The sequence below is a fragment of the Pseudomonas sp. RT6P73 genome (assembly GCF_054897715.1).
Map to the genome: position 1 here is coordinate 5,148,826 of NZ_JBUBUV010000002.1, position 22,321 is coordinate 5,171,146.

Sequence of the window (22,321 nt, forward strand, 5' to 3'; positions counted from 1 at the left end):
CAAAAAAACGGCCCGCCTCCAAAGGAAGCGGGCCGTTTTCATGTTCGGCGAAAGGTCAGAGCATCAGCTCATCCCGATCACTTGTTCAGGCGGAAATCAGCCTCGGCAGCAGCGAAGCGCTGCAGCATGCCGGCAGTCGGCGCGCCCAGTTTGCTAACGATGTAGATCGCCAGGCTGGCGAAGATGAAACCAGGGATGATTTCGTACAGACCCAGCAGTTCGAAGTGTTTCCACACGATCACGGTGATCGCGCCGACCAGGATGCCGGCCAGTGCGCCGTTGCGGGTCATGTCTTTCCAGATCACGGAGATCAGGACAACCGGACCGAACGCAGCACCGAAACCGGCCCAGGCGTAGCTGACCAGACCCAGTACGCGGTTTTCCGGGTTAGCGGCCATCGCGATGGCGATCAGGGCAACCAGCAGCACCATGGCGCGACCGACCCAGACCAGTTCAACCTGGGAAGCGGATTTACGCAGGAAGGTTTTGTAGAAGTCTTCGGTCAGGGCGCTCGAGCACACCAGCAACTGGCAGCTCAGGGTGCTCATTACGGCAGCCAGAATGGCTGACAGCAGGACACCGGCAATCCATGGGTTGAACAGTATTTTCGCCAGTTCGATGAATACACGCTCATGGTTTTCGGTCACAGGACCGGCCAGCTCCGGGTGCGCCGAGAAGTAAGCGATACCGAAGAAACCTACAGCGACGGTGCCGCCCAGGCACAGGATCATCCAGGTCATGGAGATACGACGAGCGTTAGCGATCGACTTGACCGAATCCGCCGCCATGAAACGCGCGAGGATGTGCGGCTGGCCGAAGTAGCCCAGGCCCCAGCCCATCAGCGAAATCACGCCAATGAAGGTGGTGTTTTTCAGCATGTCGAAGTTGCTTGGATCTTGCGCTTCGATGGCCAGGAACGTGGTGTCAACACCGCCGGTGGCCAGCAGCACGATGATCGGCGTCAGCAACAGGGCGAAGATCATCAGCGTGGCTTGTACGGTGTCAGTCCAGCTCACTGCCAGGAAACCACCGACGAAGGTGTAGGCAATCGTCGCCGCAGCACCGGCCCACAGCGCTGTCTCGTAGGACATGCCGAAGGTGCTTTCGAACAGACGGGCGCCAGCCACGATGCCGGAGGCGCAGTAGATGGTGAAGAACACCAGGATCACGACGGCAGAGATGATCCGCAGCAGGCCGCTTTTGTCTTCGAAACGGCTGGAGAAGTAATCCGGCAGGGTCAATGCATCGCCGTTGTGTTCGGTCTGCACACGCAGACGGCCGGCGACGTACAGCCAGTTCAGGTAAGCACCGACGATCAGGCCGATGGCGATCCAGCTTTCGGACAGGCCGGACATATAGATGGCGCCCGGCAGGCCCATCAACAACCAGCCGCTCATGTCGGAGGCGCCGGCGGACAATGCAGTCACGACGCTGCCCAGACTGCGGCCGCCCAGAATGTAGTCAGAAAGGTTGTTGGTGGAGCGATAGGCCATGAAGCCGATCAGCACCATTGCTGCGATGTAGATCACGAACGTGATCAGTGTTGGATTACTTACGCTCATTAAGTTACGCCCTGGCTTTGTTTTTATGTAGCGGCGGCTGGTGAACCGCGCGCAAACGACGACGTTTGACAGACGATTTCAGGTCCCGCGCATTTATGACTGATGTTTCCCCAGGAAAGCCATCAGCCGGTGCACCTGTCTTTTGTGACCGGTTGCACCTTGGCCGCGAATGCTATTCAACAAAGCAAATAAGGTGCAACCTGTTTCGTGAGAATAAGTTGCACCTAGTCGGATTTATCTGAAAAAGTCCTGTTTTTGCTCCCTTTTAGGGCAGTCCTAACGGTTTTCTAGAATTAAAAAGCACCTAGCAGGTGCGGTACGTTCGTACCGGAATTTATTTCCTGACGAGCTGCTTATTATTCCGACAAAAAAAGGGTTGCACCCGGTTGCACCTCAAAGGTTGCCCAGCTAATCTTGCGGCCAGCTGATGCCACGCGGTCGTGGCAAACATGAGGATAAAAATATGGCTACCACCACCCTTGGGGTCAAACTTGACGACCCGACCCGCGAGCGCCTCAAAGCCGCCGCGACCTCGATTGATCGCACGCCGCACTGGCTGATCAAGCAGGCAATTTTCAATTACCTGGAAAAACTCGAGGGTGGTGCAACCCTGACCGAGCTGAGCGGTTTGACCAAGGATTCCGACGATATCGTCGATGCGCCTCTGGATCACGCCCACCAGTGCTTCCTCGAGTTCGCCGAAAGCATCCTGCCGCAATCGGTACTGCGCGCCTCGATCACCGCCGCTTACCGTCGCCCGGAGCCTGAAGTGGTGCCGATGCTGATCGAACAGGCGCGTCTGCCTGCTGCGATGGCCGAAGCCACCAACAAGCTCGCCTCCTCGATTGCCGAGAAGCTGCGCAATCAGAAAAGCGCTGGCGGCCGTGCCGGAATTGTTCAGGGTCTGTTGCAGGAATTTTCCCTGTCGTCCCAGGAAGGCGTAGCGCTGATGTGCCTCGCCGAAGCGCTGTTGCGCATCCCGGACAAAGGCACCCGCGACGCGCTGATTCGCGACAAGATCAGCACCGGCAACTGGCACCCGCACTTGGGCAACAGCCCGTCGCTGTTCGTAAACGCTGCGACCTGGGGCTTGTTGCTGACCGGCAAACTGGTTGCCACCCATAACGAAGCGGGCCTGACCTCGTCCCTGAGCCGCATCATCGGCAAGAGCGGCGAGCCGATGATCCGCAAGGGCGTCGACATGGCCATGCGCCTGATGGGCGAGCAGTTCGTGACCGGCGAAACCATCGCCGAGGCCCTGGCCAATGCGAGCAAGTTCGAAGCCAAAGGTTTCCGCTATTCCTACGACATGCTGGGTGAAGCCGCACTCACCGAGCACGACGCCCAGAAGTACCTGGCCTCGTACGAACAAGCCATCCACTCGATCGGCAAAGCATCCCACGGTCGTGGGATTTATGAAGGCCCGGGCATTTCCATTAAGCTCTCGGCACTGCACCCGCGTTACAGCCGCGCGCAGTACGAACGTGTGATGGACGAGTTGTACCCGCGCCTGTTGTCGCTGACCTTGCTGGCCAAGCAATACGATATCGGCCTGAACATCGACGCCGAAGAAGCCGACCGCCTAGAGCTGTCGCTGGATTTGCTGGAGCGCCTGTGCTTCGAGCCGCAACTGACCGGCTGGAACGGCATCGGTTTCGTGATCCAGGCCTATCAAAAGCGTTGCCCGTACGTGATCGACTACGTGATCGACCTGGCTCGCCGCAGCCGTCATCGCCTGATGATCCGCCTGGTGAAAGGCGCGTACTGGGACAGCGAAATCAAGCGCGCCCAGGTCGAAGGCCTGGAAGGCTATCCGGTCTACACCCGCAAGGTGTACACCGACGTTTCTTACATCGCCTGCGCACGCAAACTGCTGTCGGTGCCGGAAGTCATCTATCCGCAGTTCGCCACGCACAACGCCCACACCCTGTCGGCCATTTACCATATTGCCGGTCAGAACTATTACCCCGGCCAGTACGAGTTCCAGTGCCTGCACGGCATGGGTGAACCGCTGTACGAACAGGTTGTAGGCAAAGTTTCCGAAGGCAAGTTGAATCGTCCGTGCCGCGTGTACGCACCGGTCGGCACTCACGAAACGCTGCTGGCGTACTTGGTGCGTCGCCTGCTGGAAAACGGCGCGAACACCTCGTTCGTCAACCGTATCGCCGACCAATCCATTTCGATCCAGGAGCTGGTGGCCGATCCAGTGGCCAGCATCGAGCAGATGGCGACGCTGGAAGGCGGCTTCGGCCTGCCGCACCCGCGTATCCCGCTGCCGCGTGATCTTTATGGTGCCGAGCGCGCCAACTCCAGCGGCATCGACATGGCCAACGAACATCGTCTGGCTTCGCTGTCCTGCGCCCTGCTGGCCACCGCTCACAACCACTGGAAAGCGTCGCCGATGCTTGGTTGCACGTCCAGCACAGAAACCCCTGCGCCAGTCCTCAACCCGTCCGATCTGCGTGACGTGGTTGGCCACGTGCAGGAAGCGACCGTCGAAGACGTCGACAACGCGATCCAGTGCGCCCTGAAAGCTGCACCGATCTGGCAGGCCACCCCGCCGGCCGAACGCGCTGCGATCCTGGAACGTGCCGCCGATTTGATGGAAGGCGAGATCCAGCCGCTGATGGGCCTGCTGGCTCGCGAAGCCGGCAAGACCTTCGCCAACGCCATCGCCGAAGTGCGTGAAGCCGTGGACTTCCTGCGTTATTACGCGGTGCAGGCGCGCAACGATTTCACCAACGATGCCCACCGCCCGTTGGGCCCGGTGGTCTGCATCAGCCCGTGGAACTTCCCGCTGGCCATCTTCAGCGGCCAGGTTGCTGCAGCATTGGCTGCCGGCAACCCGGTACTGGCCAAGCCTGCGGAACAAACCCCGCTGGTGGCGGCTCAAGCCGTGCGTTTGCTGCTCGAAGCCGGGATCCCGGAAGGCGTGCTGCAACTGCTGCCGGGCCGTGGCGAAACCGTCGGCGCCCGTCTGGTCGGCGACGATCGGGTCAAAGGCGTGATGTTCACCGGTTCCACCGAAGTTGCCCGTCTGCTGCAACGCAACGTCGCCGGTCGCCTCGATGCACAGGGTCGTCCGATTCCGCTGATCGCCGAAACCGGTGGCCAGAACGCGATGATCGTCGACTCTTCGGCACTGACTGAACAAGTCGTGATCGACGTCGTATCGTCGGCCTTCGACAGCGCCGGCCAACGTTGCTCGGCCCTGCGCGTCCTGTGCTTGCAGGAAGATTCCGCTGACCGTGTCATCGAAATGCTCAAGGGCGCCATGGCTGAATGCCGTCTCGGCAACCCGGAGCGTCTGTCCGTGGACATCGGCCCGGTGATCGATGCCGAAGCCAAGGCGGGCATCGAGAAGCACATCCAGGCGATGCGCGACAAAGGTCGCAACGTGTATCAGGTGGCCATCGCCAACAGCGAAGAAGTCAAACGCGGCACCTTCGTGATGCCGACCCTGATCGAACTGGAAAGCTTCGACGAACTGCAACGGGAGATCTTCGGCCCAGTCCTGCACGTGGTTCGCTACAAGCGCAAAGACATCGATCAACTGATCGGTCAGATCAACGCTTCCGGCTACGGCCTGACGCTGGGTGTGCACACCCGGATCGACGAGACCATCGCCAAGGTGATCGACAACGTCAACGCCGGTAACGTTTATGTGAACCGCAACATCGTGGGTGCCGTGGTTGGCGTGCAGCCGTTCGGTGGCGAAGGCCTGTCGGGTACTGGCCCGAAAGCCGGTGGTCCGCTGTACCTGTACCGTCTGCTGTCGACGCGCCCTACCGGTGCGATCGAACAATCCTTCGCTCGCGGTGACGCTATCGCAGCGCCGGACGTTCGTCTGCGTGATGCCATGAGCAAACCGCTGACCGCACTGAAAGCCTGGGCCGACAGCAACAAGTTTGCCGACCTGAGCACCCTGTGTGTGCAGTTCGCAGCGCAATCGCAAAGCGGCATTACCCGTGTTCTGGCAGGCCCGACCGGCGAGCGCAACAGCTACGCCATCCTGCCGCGTGAACACGTGCTGTGCCTGGCGGAGGTCGAAGGCGATCTGCTGACTCAACTGGCGGCGGTACTGGCCGTCGGCGGTTCGGCGGTATGGCCGGAAGCTGAATTGACCAAGGCACTGTTCGCACGTCTGCCGAAGGACATTCAGGCGAAGATCAAACTGGTTGCCGACTGGAGCAAGGACGAAGTGGTGTTTGATGCGGTTCTGCATCATGGCCATTCCGATCAGCTGCGTGCGGTGTGCCAGCAAGTGGCCAAGCGTGCCGGGGCGATTGTTGGTGTACACGGCCTGTCCCAGGGCGAAACCAGCATTGCGCTGGAGCGTCTGGTGATCGAGCGGGCGTTGAGCGTTAACACCGCTGCGGCGGGTGGTAATGCCAGCTTGATGACCATCGGCTAAACGCCAATAAGACCGGGCGCCCGCAATAGGCGTCCGGTCTACACAATCCCCTGTGGGAGCGAGCCTGCTCGCGATAGCGGTGTGTCATCCAATACATGTGTCGGATGACACACCGCTATCGCGAGCAGGCTCGCTCCCACAGTTGTTTTGTGGCGTCTGCTAAGTCGTTGCGCGGCTCCACCATCACGCTCATCAATCATCCTGTTCAGCCTTTATTCCCACGCCTAGACTCGGTCCATTCCAAAAAAAGGTAGGCCGCCATGTCCGAGACGTTGCTCAGTTCCCGCAATCTGGCTTTCGAGCTGTACGAAGTCCTCGATGCTGAAGGCCTGACCCAGCGTGAGCGTTTCGCCGAGCACAACCGCGAAACCTTCGATGCCGCCATCGGTACTGCCCGCAGCATCGCAGAGAAATTCTTCGCCCCGCACAACCGCAAGGGCGACGAGAACGAGCCGCGCTATGAAGACGGTCAGGCGATTCTGATTCCGGAAGTGAAACCGGCGGTGGATGCCTTCCTCGAAGCCGGTTTCCTCAACGCGGCGCGCAGTTTCGACGCCGGTGGCATGCAACTTCCTACGCTGTTGTCTCAGGCTTGCTTCGCGCACTTCCAGTCAGCCAACGCGGCATCGACCTCGTACCCGTTCCTGACCATGGGCGCGGCGAACCTGATCGAAAGCTTCGGCACTGAAGAACAGAAGCAGCGCTTCCTGCAACCGATGATCGACGGGCGCTTCTTCGGCACCATGGCGCTGACCGAACCGCACGCCGGCTCGTCGCTGTCGGATATTCGTACACGCGCGGAACCTGCATCTGACGGCACCTATCGACTCAAGGGCAACAAGATTTTCATCTCCGGTGGCGATCACCCGCTGTCGGAAAACATCGTGCACATGGTGCTGGCCAAGTTGCCGGACGCACCCGCAGGGGTGAAGGGGATTTCGTTGTTCATCGTGCCCAAGTTCCTGGTCAACGATGACGGCAGCCTCGGTAAGCGCAACGACGTCCTGCTGGCGGGCCTGTTCCACAAGATGGGCTGGCGCGGCACCACGTCCACCGCGCTGAATTTCGGTGACAACGGTGAATGCGTTGGCTATCTGGTGGGCAAGCCGCACCACGGTTTGAGCTACATGTTCCAGATGATGAACGAGGCACGGATCGGTGTCGGCATGGGCGCGGTGATGCTCGGTTACGCCGGTTACCTGTATTCCCTGGAGTACGCTCGCGAACGTCCGCAGGGTCGTGTGCCAGACAGCAAAGATCCGAACACCGCGCCGGTGGCGATCATTCAGCACGCCGACGTCAAACGCATGCTGCTGACGCAGAAAGCCTATGTCGAAGGCTCGTTCGACCTTGGGTTGTACGCAGCGCGGCTGTTTGATGACACCACCACGCTGGAGACTGAAGAGCAGCGCAAACAAGCGCATGAGCTGCTGGATTTACTGACGCCGATCGTCAAATCCTGGCCGTCGGAGTTTTGCCTGAAGGCCAACGAACTGGCGATCCAGATACTAGGCGGTCACGGTTATACCCGTGAGTATCCGGTAGAGCAGTATTACCGCGACAACCGTTTGAACCCGATCCATGAAGGCACCCACGGCATTCAGTCGCTGGACTTGCTGGGGCGCAAACTGGCGCAGAACGGTGGTGCGGGACTCAAGCAATTGATCCGCTTGATTGCCAACACCGCCGAACGGGCGCAGGCGCATGAGTCGTTGACCGCGTTGCGTGAACCGTTGGAGAAACTGGTCGCGCATCTGCAAACGGTGACCATCGGTTTACTGACGGATCTGGGGCAAGGCAAGGTCAACAGCAGCCTGGCGAACTCCGCGCTGTACCTGAAGGTGTTCGGGCACACGGTGATTGGCTGGCGTTGGCTGGAACAGGCAATTCGCGCCGAGGAAGGGTTGGCCAAAGGCAATGCGGCGGATGTGAGCTTCTATAAGGGCAAGTTGCAGGCGGCGCGGTATTTCCTGACGTGGGAAGTGCCGGGTTGTCACCATGAGCTGGCGATTCTTGAGGCACGGGATGATGTTTGTCTTGGGATGCAGGATGAGTGGTTCTGAGTTCAGATCCCACTCCAATCAAGCCTCCTGCATTCGCCATAGTGGCAAGCAGGAGGCTTAGGCGAAAAAAACTTAACAGGTTAGTTAGTGCAGCCCGCATATAACTCGTACACACCTGTAATATTTGACAGGTTACAGCCATTTTTTTCTGAAGTACCTTGATGTTGAACTTAAAAAATCAAGTTCTAACCATCGGCATATTCGACATTCAAGTATTCTTCGGAAGATAAAACCATGAAAGAGCATGACAACACAGTTTTAAAGGACATTGTCGATAAAGACGTATTTTTGTTTGCACTCCATATCGATGCAAGAGTCACGATCAATGAAACAAAATACGTCGTTCGTAACAAGTATTTCCACAGGCTCCCCGACGGGAATTACACCTTGGAGGTAAGTTTAGACAACCCACACCTCCAACTTAGACTCACCACGGACAACACCATTAGCAAGGCGGCTCTTTTAATGCGGGCTAAAAATGGGGACTATGTATTCTTGGAAGAAGACCCGGCTTTTGGCAGACCCGCGGGCTACCACCTTTTTGGGGCGATTTCCGGGACTATAACAGGAGGAGAGTACGTATTGAATTCAATGAGAATGTTCCCTGAGTTCCCATGAAAACAAGTATTGGTGCCTCCTACACTGAGGCACCATTTAAATAACTATCGGTTTTTTCTCACCTTACAGATTTCAGAATACATGCCTTCTTTTAATTTAATTTGAAACCACCCATCTGCCGCGCCAAATCATCCGCCAACCGCTGCAATGTCTGACAGTCCTCTCGACAAGCTCTCACTTCCCCCGCCGTCGCCCGAGCCAGATCCGAAATCCCCTGCACATTGCGGTTGATCTCTTCCGTCACCGCCGACTGCTCTTCCGTCGCCGTCGCCACCTGATGGTTCATGTCGCTGATGCGGTCGACCTGCCCGGTAATCGCCGTCAATGACGCGCCGGTGCGCTGGCTCGACTCGACACCGGTGCCCGTCGCCGCTTGCCCGGAGTGCATAGATGAAACGGCATTCTCCGCGCCCTGCTTGAGGCTGCCGATCATCTGCTGAATCTCGTCGGTGGACGCCTGAGTCCGCCGCGCCAACGTCCGCACTTCATCCGCCACCACCGCAAACCCACGCCCCATGTCCCCGGCGCGGGCGGCTTCGATGGCGGCGTTCAATGCCAGTAAATTGGTCTGCTCGGAGATCCCGCGAATCACCGCCAGCACCTGATCGATCGACGCGACCTGATTGGCCAGTTCACCAACGGCACTCGCCGCGATACCGATTTCATCGGACATGCTTTCTATATGCCGGATCGAACCACCGACCACTTCCCGCGCCTTCATTGCTTCATCGCGAGCATTCTGCGAAGCGACCGCCGCGTTACCGGCGTTCTGGGCGATTTCCTGCACCGTCAGGCCCATCTCGTGGACTGCCGTGGCAACCATGTCGGTCATTTCCTGCTGACGACCAGAACGTTCGGCGGTGTTGTCCACCACCCGCGCCACCTGGCCGACGGCGGTACGCAAACGCTCGCTGGTGGTCAGCACTTCGCCGATCATTTCGCGTTGACTGTCGAGGAATCGATTGAAGCCACGCGCCAGGTCACCGAGTTCATCGGCGCGGCTGGAATCTAACCGGTGGGTCAAATCTCCCCCACCGCTACCGATGGCTACCAGCGCGGCTGTTACCTGACGGATCGGTCGCACCAACCCACGGGCCAGCAATACCACCAGCAACAGACACACCAGCGCCACCGCCAGACCAATTGCGCTGCTCATCCACATGGCGCGACGGGCTTCGGCGTAGATCTGCGACTGTGGCACTTCGGCCACCAGGGTCCAGCCCAAGTCCCGTAACGGCAGGCTCAACGCCAGATAATCTTCGCCGTCGCGGACAAAGCTGCTGTTGGTGGAAGCTTTTTGACCCATCACAGCTTGCGCCGCCGGGGCTCCGATTTGCTCGGCCAGTGTGCGTTTGCCGCTGAATTGCGCCTCGGGGTGAACCTGGATCAAACCGTCGGAACGCACGAGATAGACCTTGCCGCGCTCACCGAAGTTGAAGTTGTGAATCAGCTCCGACAGCTCTTTCATGCTCAACCCCAGCCCGGCAACGCCCACAACTTTACCAGCCTGCTCGACCTTGAGGTCGATGAACAGCGCCAATTCTCCGGTCGCGGTGTCATTGTCGATATTGAGGGTGCGCGGCTGGTTGCTGTCGAGGAATGCGTAGAACCAGGCGTCCTTGGGATTGGAACGGCTGAGGGTCCGGTCCAGGCCTTTTTCAGTGAAGTAATGGTTTGACGCCGTGCCGACGATCAGCGCGGTGAAAGCTTTGTGTTCGGCGCGGATGCCTTCCAGATACTGCACGAACGCGTCTGTCTGGACACTGTTTTCACCCCCGGCCAGCCAGTCGCGCACCATGCTGTTGCTGGCGATGTCCTTGGCGGCGGTGAGGGGTTGGACGAGGATTCGTTCGATGTCGTTGCGCATCGCTTCGATGCTCGACGGCAGTGCCTGTTCGACCAGATAGCGCTGGGCGAGACGGTTGACCACGAGGGTATAAATGCCAACCACGATCAGAATACTGACCAGCAGGGCGGTGCCCATACTGAGGATCAACTGCCATTGAATACTGCGACGCCAGAACTGCATGGAGCACCCCCAAAGAATAAGAGGCTGAAACACTGCAACAGCCGTGCCGATTGTATACAACTAAACCGACAATCTATTCTTTGGTTGTGCGCAAAGCCGATCAGGCCTGATTGATCGTCTTGGAGATCACTTCAACCGTGGCGCTGACTTGCTCTTGGTAACGGTCGAGTTCCTGCTTGTGCTGCTTTTGCATTTCGATCTGCTGGGAACACAGATTCATCGCGGCCAGCACCAGCAAGCGGTCACCGATCAGCGTCGGATAGTTCCTTTTGGTGTCGGCCAAGGCAGCTTTCAACATCATCGCGGCGTCCAGCAGGGTTTGCTCTTCCCCGGCCGGCGCCTTGATCGAATAGTCCTCCCCCAGGATCGAGACGACTTTTACCCCTGCGGCGCCGTGATTCATGCGCTGACCGGGCCGGCGCTGACGCGCTCAACCAGGGCCTGGATGCGGGCCGCGGTGGCGCCTTGTTTCTCTTCCTGTTCCATCAGGCTCAGTTGCAGGCTTTCGTTTTCATCCTTGGCCTGGGCCAGTTCTGCACTCAGGGTCTGGTTGTTGCCCAGCAGCGTCTGGTTCTGTTGCACCAGGTCGTTGACCAGCTGTTCCAATTGGCTAAGGGATGCTTCCAACATTTTGATTTTCCAAGCATTTTCAAAGGGCGCGTACGATAAAGAAAAGTCACCACGGATGCCAGGGTTATTCAGGCGCAAAGCCTTGATTTTCCTGGAGGGCGACCGTCCTCGTGAGCTTTAAAGACTGTGATCGGTGAATCTGGTTCCTTCACTTCGTCGCCCGATTTTGTAGGAGCGAAGCTTGCTCGCGAAGGACGTTAACGATTACGCGGGCTGTCTGGATGAACCCGTTGCCTGGATATTCTTCGCGAGCAAGCTTCGCTCCTACAAGTAACGGCCGGTCTGCGACAAAAACGCACACGCGCTCAAGACTTTAGTCGTATGACCGATAAGTCATTCACACGTCAGCTTCAGCGCCGCACGGGTGCGCTCACTTTGGTAAACAGCATGTCCCTTCGTAATATGAATATCGCACCGCGGGCGTTCCTCGGTTTCGCCCTGATTGGCGGTTTGATGCTGGTTTTGGGGGTGTTTGCCCTGAACCAGATGAGCAAGATCCGCGGCGCCGGCGAGAACATCGTCGAGAGCAGCGTGCCGAGCATCAAGGCGCTGGATGAGTTCACCCAACTGACGCTGCGCCTTCGGGTCCTGTCCTATCGCCTGTTGACCAACCGCGAACCCGACGTGCAGCAAAAAACCATCGAGCTGTTCGACCAGCGCAATCAACAGATCCGTGCTGCTCAGACTGAGTATGAAAAATTCATCACCAGCCCCGAAGAGCGTGCAGCCTACGACCAGTACGTGCAGTTGCTTGGCCAGTATCGCCAGCTTGAAGACCGGATGAAGAGTCTGTCGCGCAACAATCAGGTGGAAGAACTGCGCACCTTGCTCAACACCGATCTGTTGACCAACTCTGAAGCCGTCAACGCTGTACTCAACCGCCTGATGCTCATCAACAACCAACAGGCGGTCGACCTTAATCAGCAGGCAGCTGATCAGTATTCCTCGGCGTTCAACCTGGTCGTCACCCTGCTGGTGATCGCCTCCGGCCTGACCGTGCTGTTCGCCTGGCTGCTGACCAACAGCATCACCAAGCCGATCGCCAATGCCCTGAGCGCGGCTGAAGAAATCGCCGAAGGCAACCTGACTCGCCCGATCAAGGTTGATGGCGAAGACGAAGCCGGCCGCTTGCTGCTGGCCATGTCGAAGATGCAGGACAAGCTGCGCGACACCCTGCAACGAATTTCCGGTTCGGCCACGCAACTGGCGTCCGCTGCGGAAGAGTTGAACAGTGTCACCGACGAAAGCGCCCGCGGCCTGACCCAGCAGAACAACGAAATCGAACAGGCCGCCACCGCGGTCAATGAAATGACCAGCGCCGTGGAAGAAGTCGCACGCAACGCCGTGAGCACTTCCGAAGCCTCGAAGAACGCCACCACCTCGGCCGGTGACGGTCGTGATCTGGTGCAGGAAACCGTCAGCGCCATCGAACGCATGAGCGCCGATGTGCAGAGCACTGCGACTTTGATTGGTGATCTGGCCAATGAATCCCGTGACATCGGCAAGGTGCTGGACGTGATTCGCGGCCTGGCTGACCAGACCAACCTGCTGGCATTGAACGCAGCGATCGAAGCGGCGCGTGCCGGTGAAGCCGGGCGTGGTTTCGCGGTGGTGGCAGATGAGGTTCGTGCACTGGCGCATCGCACTCAGCAGTCGACCAGCGAAATCGAACGCATGATCGGCAGCATCCAGACCGGTACCGAACACGCGGTGGATTCGATGCGTAACAGCACCGAACGCGCCGAATCGACCTTGAACATCGCTCGCGGTGCAGGTCTTTCGCTGGACACCATCAACAGCGCCATTGTCGAGATCAACGAGCGCAACCTGGTGATCGCCAGCGCGGCTGAAGAACAGGCGCAGGTCGCCCGTGAAGTGGACCGTAATCTGGTGAACATTCGTGATTTGTCGGTGCAATCGGCGACCGGGGCGAATCAGACGAGTGCGGCGAGCAATGAATTGTCGCGATTGGCGCTGGACCTGAACAACATGGTTGGGCGGTTCAGCCTCTGATCGGGATTTGGGGGTGCTTTCAAGAGCCACCCCTCACCCCAGCCCTCTCCCCAAGGGGGAGAGGGGGAAAGGGAGCTGATCTTCATGCTGTTCAAAACCTGAGTTCGGCTCGATATCTCAGGTCGCAATATTTCGCACAAACACTTCGGTCAGTCCCCTCGCCCCTCGGGGAGAGGGGGCCGGTTGCAAGCCGAACAAAAAATCTGAACACCACACCGTCAAAAGCTTTTTGACAGCATCACATTTCAACAGGTTAGAATCGCTGGCACGCAGACTGCATGGTCAGTTTGTGCCCGCCTTTCAGCTTTCTGGAGTATTGCCTTTGAATGCGACGACCATCAACAGCCTGTTCTTGATCGGCGCGTTGCTGGTAGGTGCGAGCATTCTGGTGAGCTCCCTTTCCTCGCGCCTCGGCATCCCGATTCTGGTGATCATCCTGGCGGTGGGCATGTCGGCCGGCGTCGATGGCGCCGGCATTATTTTCGATAACTACCCAACAGCTTATCTGGTCGGCAACCTCGCGCTGGCAGTCATCCTGCTTGACGGCGGGTTGCGCACCCGGGTTTCCAGCTTCCGCGTGGCGTTATGGCCAGCGCTGTCGCTCGCCACGGTCGGCGTGTTGATCACTACCGGGCTGACCGGCATGGCAGCCGCGTGGCTATTCAACCTGAACCTGATTCAGGGACTGCTGATCGGCGCCATCGTAGGCTCCACCGACGCCGCGGCAGTGTTCTCGCTGCTGGGCGGCAAAGGTCTGAACGAACGGGTCACCGCCAGCCTCGAAATCGAATCCGGCAGCAACGACCCGATGGCGGTGTTCCTCACCGTGACCCTGATCGACATGCTCGCCAGCGGCCAGACCGGCCTGCATTGGAGCCTGCTCGCGCACTTCGTGCGTGAGTTCGGCATCGGTGCCGTCATCGGCCTCGGCGGGGGCTGGGTCATGCTGCAATTGGTCAATCGCATCAACCTGGCCAATGGTCTCTACCCGATCCTGGTGATTGCCGGTGGCCTGGCGGTGTTTGCCCTGACCAACGCCCTGCACGGCAGCGGTTTCCTGGCGGTCTACCTCTGCGGTCTGGTGATCGGCAATCGTCCGGTGCGCAGCCGCCACGGCATTCTGCACATGCTCGACGGCATGGCCTGGCTGGCGCAGATCGGCATGTTCCTGGTGCTGGGACTACTGGTGACGCCGCATGACCTGTTGCCTATCGCCCTGCCCGCTCTCGGCCTGGCGTTGTGGATGATTCTGTTTGCACGGCCGCTGTCGGTGCTGGTCGGTCTGCTGCCGTTCAAAGCGTTCCATGGCCGCGAAAAGGCGTTTATCTCCTGGGTCGGATTACGCGGCGCGGTCCCGATCATTCTGGCGGTGTTCCCACTGATGGCCGGCCTGCCGAATGCCCAGCTCTACTTCAACCTCGCCTTCTTTATTGTGCTGGTGTCGCTGCTGGTGCAGGGTACGAGCCTGCCGTGGGTGGCGAAGCTTTTGAAAGTGACCGTTCCACCCGAGCCGGCGCCGATTTCGCGCGCAGCGCTGGAGGTGCATGTCACCAGCGAGTGGGAGCTGTTCGTATATCGCCTCGGTGCTGAAAAATGGTGCATCGGTTCACCCCTTCGCGAGCTGAAAATGCCCGAAGGTACGCGTATCGCCGCACTGTTTCGTGGCCAGCAACTGCTCCATCCGTCGGGTAGTACGGTGCTCGAAGTCGATGATTTGCTGTGTGTTATCGGCCATGAACACAACCTTCCAGCCCTCGGAAAACTCTTCAGTCAGGCACCGCAGCGCGGCCTCGATTTGCGCTTCTTCGGCGACTTCGTTCTCGAAGGAGACGCCCAGCTGGCTGCGGTTGCGGCGCTGTACGGGTTGAAGGTCGAAGGCATCGATCCGGACATGTCCCTGGGCCATTTCATTGCACACAAAGTCGGCGGTGCTCCAGTAGTCGGCGACCAGGTGGAGTGGAACAACACCATCTGGACCGTTGCGGTCATGGAGGGGAACAAGATCGGCAAAGTGGGCGTCAGATTCCCCGAAGGAAGTCGCCCGGGCCCCGGACTCTTCCTCTAAACTCCACACTTCGTCTCGTTTTCGATCGGTCTCTATGTCAACCCTGCGCACTTTTTTCATCATGGCCCTGCTGGGCTTGAGTCTTTCTGTCGGTACGTTGCAAGCGGCCGAACCGCCGACCAGCGAAGCCGTGCAGGCGAATCTGGACAAGATCGCCGATCGCAAACTGCCGGAAGCGGATCAGAAAGCCCTGCAATCCGTCCTGCAAAGCACGCTGACCCAGCTCAATAACAAAAAGGATTACGATCAGAAACTGATCGATCTGAAGCAACAACTGGCCACCGCACCCCGGCAGAACATTGAAAACCAGCGTGAACTGGCGCGACTCAAGGCCAGCAAGGCGCAGCCGGTAGCGCAGCGCTATGCCAACCAGTCGGTCCAGCAGCTCGAGCAAGTGCTCACCGAGCGTTCGACCCAGCAAAGCGATCTGCAGAAAGCACTGGCCGACGCCAACAGTCTGGTGATTACCGCCCAGACCCGCCCCGAGCGCGCCCAGGCCGAAATATCTGCCAGCCAGACGCGCATCCAGCAGATCAACAACATCCTCAAAACCGGCAAGGACGCCGGCAAGAACCTGAGCGGCGAACAGCGTGACCTGCTGAATGCCGAGCAGGCCGCCCTGAACGCGCTGATCCCGCTGCGCCGCCAGGAACTGGCCGGCAACAGCCAGTTGCAGGACCTGGGCAACAGCCAGCATGACTTGCTCTCGGAAAAATCCGATCGCCTGGATCAGGAAATCCAGGAGTTGCAGACCCTGATCAACCAGAAGCGCCTGGCCCATTCCCAAGAGGCGGTGACCCAACAATCCATCGAAGCGCAGAAGTCCGGCAGCAGCAGCTTGCTAGCCACCGAAAGCGCGGCGAACCTGAAACTCTCCGACTACCTGCTCAAAAACACCGACCGCCTCAACGCAATCACCCAGCAAAACCTGCAAACCCAGCAGCAACTGGACAGCGTGACCCAAAGCGATTCGGCCCTGGACGAGCAGATCAGCGTACTCAAGGGCAGCCTGCTGCTCTCCAAGATTCTCTACAAACAGAAGGCGGCTCTGCCGCGCCTCAAGCTCGATCGCGACCTGGCCGACCAGATCGCTGACATTCGCCTGATTCAATTCGACGTCAACCAGGAACGGGAACTGCTCAACAACCCGGCGACCTACGTCGACAATCTGTTGGCGACCCAACCGCCGGAGCAAGTCACCCCGCAGCTGCGCAAGAGCTTGCTGGAGCTGGCGACCACCCGCGCAGACCTGCTGGAACGCCTCAACCGCGAACTGAGCGCGGTGCTCAACCAATCCATCACCCTGCAACTCAACCAGAAACAACTGCTCAGTACCACGCAAAGCCTGCGGGCGACGCTCGATGAGCAAATGTTCTGGATTCCCAGCAACAAGCCGCTGGACCTGGAATGGATGCATGCCGTACCGGAGCGCCTGCAACGTCAAGTCACCACACTGCCATGGGCTTCCAGCCTGAGCGAACTGAGTGATGGCCTGACCCAGCGCCCGCTGCTGTTCCTGCCGTTGGCATTACTGATCGGTGCCCTGCTATGGCGGCGTAAGAGCCTGTATGCCCGACTGAACAAGGTTCACCAGGACATCGGCCACTTCAAGCGTGACAGCCAGTGGCACACGCCGCAGGCCATCCTGATCAATATTCTGCTGGCAATGCCGGTCTCGCTGGGCCTGGCCTTGTGCGGCCTGGCCTTGCAGATCGACGCCCGCGGGCAGAACGCCAACATGGGCGCGGCACTGCTGCAAATGGCCCAGGCCTGGCTGGTGTTCTACACCGCTTACCGGATCCTCTCACCGGGCGGCGTGGCCGAACTCCATTTCCGCTGGGAAAAGCCTCAGGTCGAATTCCTTCAGGGCTGGGTCCGCCGACTCGGGCTGGTGGTGATGGCATTGGTCGCCGTGGTGGCGGTTGCCGAACTGCAACCCGCAACCCTGGCTGATGACGTGCTCGGCATGCCAGTGGTGCTGACCTGCTACGCCTTGATGGCCTGGCTGCTCAGCCGCCTGCTGATCGCCAGCCCGACGCACCAGAACGCTTCGCTGTTCCGCAAAGCGGTCGGGGTCATGTTCACCGTCCTGCCCGTCGCGTTGTTCGTCGCCGTGTGCTTTGGCTACTACTACACCGCGCTGAAACTCAGCGACCGGTTGATCAACACCCTTTACCTGCTGATGTTCTGGCTGGTGATCGAAGCCACTTTCGTCCGCGGCCTCAGTGTTGCAGCACGGCGCCTGGCCTACCAGCGCGCCCTGGCCAAACGCCAGGCTGCGAAAGAGGCTGGCGACGGCGAAGCGGTGATCGAAGAGCCAACGCTGGACATCGAGAAGGTCAACGAACAGTCCCTGCGCCTGATCCGTCTGGCGCTGCTTGGCGGTTTCATCGCGGCGCTGTACTGGGTCTGGTCCGATTTGATCTCAGTGTTCTCGTACCTCGACAACATCACCCTTTACGAATACACCAGCGGCACCGGCGCCAACATGAGCATGGTGCCAATCAGCATCGGCGACATGCTGGGCGCGCTGATCATCATTGGCATTACCTTTGCGCTGGCGCGTAACTTGCCCGGCCTGCTGGAAGTGTTGGTGCTGTCCAAGTTGAACCTGGCGCAGGGCAGTGCTTACGCCACAACTACGCTGCTGTCCTATGTGATTGCCGGCGTCGGCTTCGTCTCGACCCTGTCGACCCTCGGCGTGAGCTGGGACAAGTTGCAATGGCTGGTGGCGGCGCTGTCGGTCGGTCTCGGTTTCGGGATGCAGGAGATTTTCGCGAACTTCATCTCCGGCATCATGATTCTGTTCGAACGTCCGGTGCGGATCGGCGACACGATCACCATCGGCAACCTGTCGGGCACGGTCAGCAAAATCCGCATCCGCGCCACAACCATCACCGATTTCGACCGCAAGGACATCATTGTCCCGAACAAGACGTTCATCACCGGGCAACTGATTAACTGGTCCCTGACCGACACCATCACCCGGGTGACCCTCAAGCTCGGCGTCGACTACGGTTCGGACCTGGACCTGGTGAAAGAGCTGCTGCTCAAAGCCGCTCGTGACAACCCGCGTGTCCTGAAAGACCCGGAACCCCACGTGTACTTCCTGAACTTCGGCGAAAGCACCCTCGACCACGAGTTGCGCATGCACGTGCGCGACCTCGGTGACCGCAACCCGGTGCTCGACGAGGTCAACCGCTTCATCAATCGCGAGTTCAAGAAGCAGCACATCAACATCTCGTTCCGGCAGATGGAGGTTTACCTCAAGAACCTTCACGGCCAGGAATACAAAATGGTGCCAATCGAACCGGAAGCCAAAACCATCGTGCCGCTGGTGGATGGCAAGTCACCCCTTCAGCCGCCGCCCGCCAAGCTCGACTAACCGCCCTATCCCTAGCAGAATGCTCGGACATTCTGCTGGAGATGGCCGTTGAAAGCCCTCGACGAACTGACCTTCGATAACCGCTTCGCTCGCCTGGGCGATACGTTTTCCGCCCATGTGCTGCCCGAGCCCATCGACAATCCGCGTCTGGTGGTGGCCAGCCCCGCCGCCATGGCACTGCTCGACCTCGACCCGGCCGTGGCGCACACCCCGGAGTTCGCCGAGCTGTTCAGCGGCCACAAACTCTGGGCCGACGCAGTGCCTCGGGCGATGGTCTATTCCGGGCATCAGTTCGGTTCCTACAACCCACAGCTGGGCGATGGTCGCGGCTTGTTGCTGGGCGAGGTCTACAACGAGGCCGGCGAACATTGGGACCTGCACCTCAAAGGCGCCGGCCAGACGCCCTTTTCGCGCATGGGCGATGGACGCGCGGTACTGCGTTCGTCGATCCGCGAGTTTCTCGCCTCCGAAGCGCTGAACGCCCTGAACATCCCGACCACCCGCGCCCTGTGCGTAATCGGCTCCGACACCCCGGTGTGGCGCGAGAAGCAGGAACGCGCGGCCATGGTTCTGCGTATGGCACCGAGTCATGTGCGATTTGGGCATTTCGAATATTTCTACTACACCAAACGCCCCGAGAAGCAGAAAGAACTGGGCGAGCACGTGCTGGCCATGCATTTCCCAGAATGCCTGGAACAACCGGAACCGTATCTGGCGATGTTCCGCGAAATCGTCGAGCGCAATGCCGAGCTGATTGCTAAATGGCAGGCGTACGGCTTCTGCCACGGTGTGATGAACACCGACAACATGTCGATCCTCGGCATCACCTTCGACTTCGGTCCGTTCGCCTTCCTCGACGACTTCGACGCCCACTTCATCTGCAATCACTCCGATGACCAGGGCCGCTATTCCTTCAGCAACCAGGTGCCGATCGGCCAATGGAACCTCAGCGCCCTCGCCCAGGCACTGACACCGTTTATCAGCGTTGAAGCCCTGCGCGAAACCCTCGGCCTGTACTTGCCGCTGTATCAAGCCCACTACCTGGACCTGATGCGCCGCCGCCTCGGCTTCACCACGGCCGAAGACGATGACCAGAAACTGCTGGAACACCTGCTGCAACTGATGCAGAACAGCGGCGTCGATTACACGTTGTTCTTCCGTCGCCTGGGGGATGAATCACCCGAATTGACCGTCGCCCGTTTGCGCGATGAGTTCGTCGACATCAAGGGCTTCGATGTCTGGGCCGAGTTGTATGTCGCCCGTGTGGCTCGTGATGGCGATGTTGATCAGGAGCAGCGACGCAAGCGTATGCACGGGGTCAATCCGCTGTACATCCTGCGCAACTACCTGGCGCAGAAAGCCATCGATGCAGCAGAGAGCGGCGATTACTCAGAGGTTCGGCGACTGCACGCGGTGCTGAGCAATCCGTTCGACGAGCAAGCGGGGATGGAGAGCTATGCCGAGCGGCCGCCGGAGTGGGGGAAGCATTTGGAGATCAGTTGTTCGTCGTGAGAGTAAATACATTTCAGACTGGCATTTATCGGTGCCTACGGTCATAGGCGTTGACATGGTCGCCTATGATCGAAACCAAACTCTCCAGCGGGTGCAATTCGTCACCGCCCATCATTTGCAGCAACTCATCTCGCGATTCGACCAGCCGATCGTATTCAGCTTCCGATTCAGGCCGTTTTAACAACCATGATACGGATGGCCAGTGTTCAATGGCCTGTTTGACGATATCGCTCATTTTTCACCTCGTTAATCGCAGTCGGATTGAAGGAGTGAAGAATAAGAGTTGAATAACTCGCTACCTAGCAGACGGAACCGCCATCGCCTGTAGGCCGCTTCTCCAATTGCAGCAGTCCCATCCCTACAGATTTCTACCTTGATAAACATGACCTTTGCCTCCAGATCCACTGCATTGACTGCCAATTCTCGAAGAGCCTGACCATGACCGACCCACTCCTAATCCCCTGCCCCCACTGCAACGGCCTCAACCGCATCCCCGCCGAACGCCTCGACGACCATCCAAAGTGCGGCCGCTGCAAGGCAGAAGTCTTGCTGAACAAGCCGTTCGAATTGAAGCAAGGCGATTACGCCAGCCAGATCAAGGGTGATCTGCCGCTGCTGGTGGATGTGTGGGCGGATTGGTGCGGGCCGTGCAAGTCGTTTGCGCCGGTGTTCGAGCAGGCGGCGGGGCAATTGGCGGGTAAATGTCGGCTGGCGAAACTGGACAGCGAGGCGAACCAGCAACTGTCGGCACAGCTGGGGATTCGCTCGATTCCGAGTTTGATTCTGTTCAAGAACGGCCGGGAAGTGGCGCGTCAGAGCGGGGCGTTTCCGTTACCGCAGTTGATGAGCTGGTTGCGTAGCCAGGGGATCTGAACGAGATATCGAAATTATTACGGTACTGTAGGAGCGAGGCTTGCCCGCGAAGAGGGCATAACATTCAACACTATCGTTGAATGTCAGATCGTCTTCGCGGGCAAGTCGGACCGCCGCACCGCTCGCTCCTACAGAGGACTGTCAGGCGTTTTCGAGCAGGTTATGCAGCTCGACAAACTGCTGGGTCAGCTTGTGCCGTGGGTCGAGGTGGATCAGCGGCGTATTGGCCTGGTGGGATTCGCGCATGCGCACCGAGCTGGTCAGGTACACCGGCAACACCGGCAAACCTTCAGCGATCAGCTCGTCGAGAATTTGCTGCGGCAGGCTGGCACGGGCCTGGAACTGATTGACCACGATGCCTTCGACTTCCAGGCCTTCGTTGTGGTCGTCCTTCAATTCTTCGATTTCCGCCAGCAGGCCATACAGCGCCTGGCGCGAGAAGCTGTCGCAGTCGAAGGGGATCAGCACCCGGTCCGCGGCAATCAATGCCGATACCGCGTAAAAGTTCAGCGCTGGCGGGGTATCCAGGTAGATGCGGTCGTAATCTTCCCCCAGCTCCTCAAGCAATTTGCGCAGCTTGTTGATCTTGTGTTTGGCCTCAAGCTTGGGCTGCAAGTCGGCCAACTCGGCGGTCGCGGTGATGACGTGGAGGTTGTCGAACGGCGTTTCGTAGATATCGACCTGGTTTTTCTTCGAGAACGGTCCAGAGGACAGGGTTTGCTTGAAGAAGTCGGCGATGCCCATCGGGATGTCATCCCCAGTGAGGCCCGTCAGGTACTGAGTGGAGTTGGCCTGGGCATCGAGATCCACCAGCAGGGTGCGATAACCCTCGCTGGCGCTGACCGCCGCCAGATTGCAGGCAATGCTGGATTTGCCCACGCCACCTTTCTGATTGAATACCACGCGCCGCATGTGAAAAACCTCCGTGTATCAAAGAATGACCGAGTGTAGTAGTCCACGGCGCTGCTTAGCTACCTCATCGGCATCGGGACTATACAGTCAGCGGCAATCTCTCAATCAAAAAGCCGCCAAACCTGCCATTGATCACAGACAAAGCCGACAGACCTGCCCACCCTGATTGTGAATAATGGCCAAACGACAGCTTTTAGCGGACAAACCAGTACATTTGATTGCGCAAAACGTAACCATCATTTGCT

The 22,321-nt window shown here is 58.9% G+C and carries 14 protein-coding genes; 8 read left to right on the plus strand and 6 right to left on the minus strand.

Annotated elements, in window-relative coordinates:
• Nucleotides 1–77: 77 nt before the first annotated feature.
• A complete protein-coding gene (gene putP, locus ACYZT6_RS23840) occupies nt 78–1,562 on the minus strand; it encodes a sodium/proline symporter PutP (protein ID WP_462028880.1) in 1,485 nt (494 codons plus the stop codon).
• A gap of 463 nt (nt 1,563–2,025) precedes the next feature.
• Between putP and putA the strand changes: the two genes are divergently transcribed.
• The 3 genes from putA (at nt 2,026) to ACYZT6_RS23855 (ending at nt 8,657) form a co-directional block, all read left to right on the plus strand.
• A complete protein-coding gene (putA, locus tag ACYZT6_RS23845; protein WP_462028881.1) occupies nt 2,026–5,976 on the plus strand; it encodes a trifunctional transcriptional regulator/proline dehydrogenase/L-glutamate gamma-semialdehyde dehydrogenase in 3,951 nt (1,316 codons plus the stop codon).
• A 260-nt stretch (nt 5,977–6,236) separates the two neighbouring features.
• On the plus strand, nt 6,237–8,039 hold the full coding sequence (locus tag ACYZT6_RS23850; RefSeq protein ID WP_462028882.1) for an acyl-CoA dehydrogenase: 1,803 nt from the start codon (nt 6,237–6,239) through the stop codon (nt 8,037–8,039).
• Nucleotides 8,040–8,273: 234 nt separating this feature from the next.
• The gene (locus tag ACYZT6_RS23855; RefSeq protein ID WP_462028883.1) at nt 8,274–8,657 is read left to right on the plus strand and encodes a hypothetical protein; all 384 of its coding nucleotides are present in this window, start codon (nt 8,274–8,276) and stop codon (nt 8,655–8,657) included.
• A 91-nt stretch (nt 8,658–8,748) separates the two neighbouring features.
• Here the strand turns inward: ACYZT6_RS23855 and ACYZT6_RS23860 are convergent, their stop codons facing one another.
• The 3 genes from ACYZT6_RS23860 to ACYZT6_RS23870 form a co-directional block, all read right to left on the minus strand.
• Entirely contained in the window at nt 8,749–10,686 is a 1,938-nt protein-coding gene (locus tag ACYZT6_RS23860; RefSeq protein WP_462028884.1) for a methyl-accepting chemotaxis protein, read from the minus strand.
• 100 nt (nt 10,687–10,786) lie between these two features.
• Nucleotides 10,787–11,089, minus strand: coding sequence for a cell division protein ZapA (locus ACYZT6_RS23865; RefSeq protein ID WP_462028885.1), 303 nt, complete (start codon nt 11,087–11,089; stop codon nt 10,787–10,789).
• On the minus strand, nt 11,086–11,316 hold the full coding sequence (locus ACYZT6_RS23870; RefSeq protein WP_462028886.1) for a hypothetical protein: 231 nt from the start codon (nt 11,314–11,316) through the stop codon (nt 11,086–11,088). Before ACYZT6_RS23870 ends, ACYZT6_RS23865 begins: the two co-directional genes overlap by 4 nt.
• 387 nt (nt 11,317–11,703) lie before the next feature.
• On the opposite strand from ACYZT6_RS23870, the gene ACYZT6_RS23875 reads away from it, so the two are divergent.
• The 4 genes from ACYZT6_RS23875 (at nt 11,704) to selO (ending at nt 20,291) form a co-directional block, all read left to right on the plus strand.
• The gene (locus ACYZT6_RS23875) at nt 11,704–13,329 is read left to right on the plus strand and encodes a methyl-accepting chemotaxis protein (protein WP_462028887.1); all 1,626 of its coding nucleotides are present in this window, start codon (nt 11,704–11,706) and stop codon (nt 13,327–13,329) included.
• 322 nt (nt 13,330–13,651) lie between these two features.
• Nucleotides 13,652–15,394 (plus strand): potassium/proton antiporter, encoded by a 1,743-nt coding sequence (locus ACYZT6_RS23880; RefSeq protein WP_462028888.1) that lies wholly within the window; start codon nt 13,652–13,654, stop codon nt 15,392–15,394.
• A 34-nt stretch (nt 15,395–15,428) separates the two neighbouring features.
• The gene (gene mscK / locus ACYZT6_RS23885; protein ID WP_462028889.1) at nt 15,429–18,779 is read left to right on the plus strand and encodes a mechanosensitive channel MscK; all 3,351 of its coding nucleotides are present in this window, start codon (nt 15,429–15,431) and stop codon (nt 18,777–18,779) included.
• A gap of 48 nt (nt 18,780–18,827) precedes the next feature.
• Nucleotides 18,828–20,291, plus strand: coding sequence for a protein adenylyltransferase SelO (gene selO / locus ACYZT6_RS23890; protein ID WP_462028890.1), 1,464 nt, complete (start codon nt 18,828–18,830; stop codon nt 20,289–20,291).
• Between the two features lie 25 nt (nt 20,292–20,316).
• Here selO and ACYZT6_RS23895 read toward each other — a convergent pair whose 3' ends face one another.
• The gene (locus tag ACYZT6_RS23895) at nt 20,317–20,526 is read right to left on the minus strand and encodes a hypothetical protein (protein WP_462028891.1); all 210 of its coding nucleotides are present in this window, start codon (nt 20,524–20,526) and stop codon (nt 20,317–20,319) included.
• Between the two features lie 203 nt (nt 20,527–20,729).
• Here ACYZT6_RS23895 and trxC point away from each other — a divergent pair, with 203 nt between their 5' ends.
• Nucleotides 20,730–21,164: a thioredoxin TrxC gene (trxC, locus tag ACYZT6_RS23900; RefSeq protein WP_223457711.1), complete on the plus strand. Its 435-nt coding sequence runs from the start codon at nt 20,730–20,732 to the stop codon at nt 21,162–21,164.
• Nucleotides 21,165–21,305: 141 nt separating this feature from the next.
• Here the strand turns inward: trxC and ACYZT6_RS23905 are convergent, their stop codons facing one another.
• Nucleotides 21,306–22,076 carry a ParA family protein gene (locus ACYZT6_RS23905; RefSeq protein WP_462028892.1) on the minus strand — a complete coding sequence of 257 codons (771 nt, stop codon included), beginning with the start codon at nt 22,074–22,076 and terminating at the stop codon, nt 21,306–21,308.
• Nucleotides 22,077–22,321 lie beyond the last annotated feature (245 nt).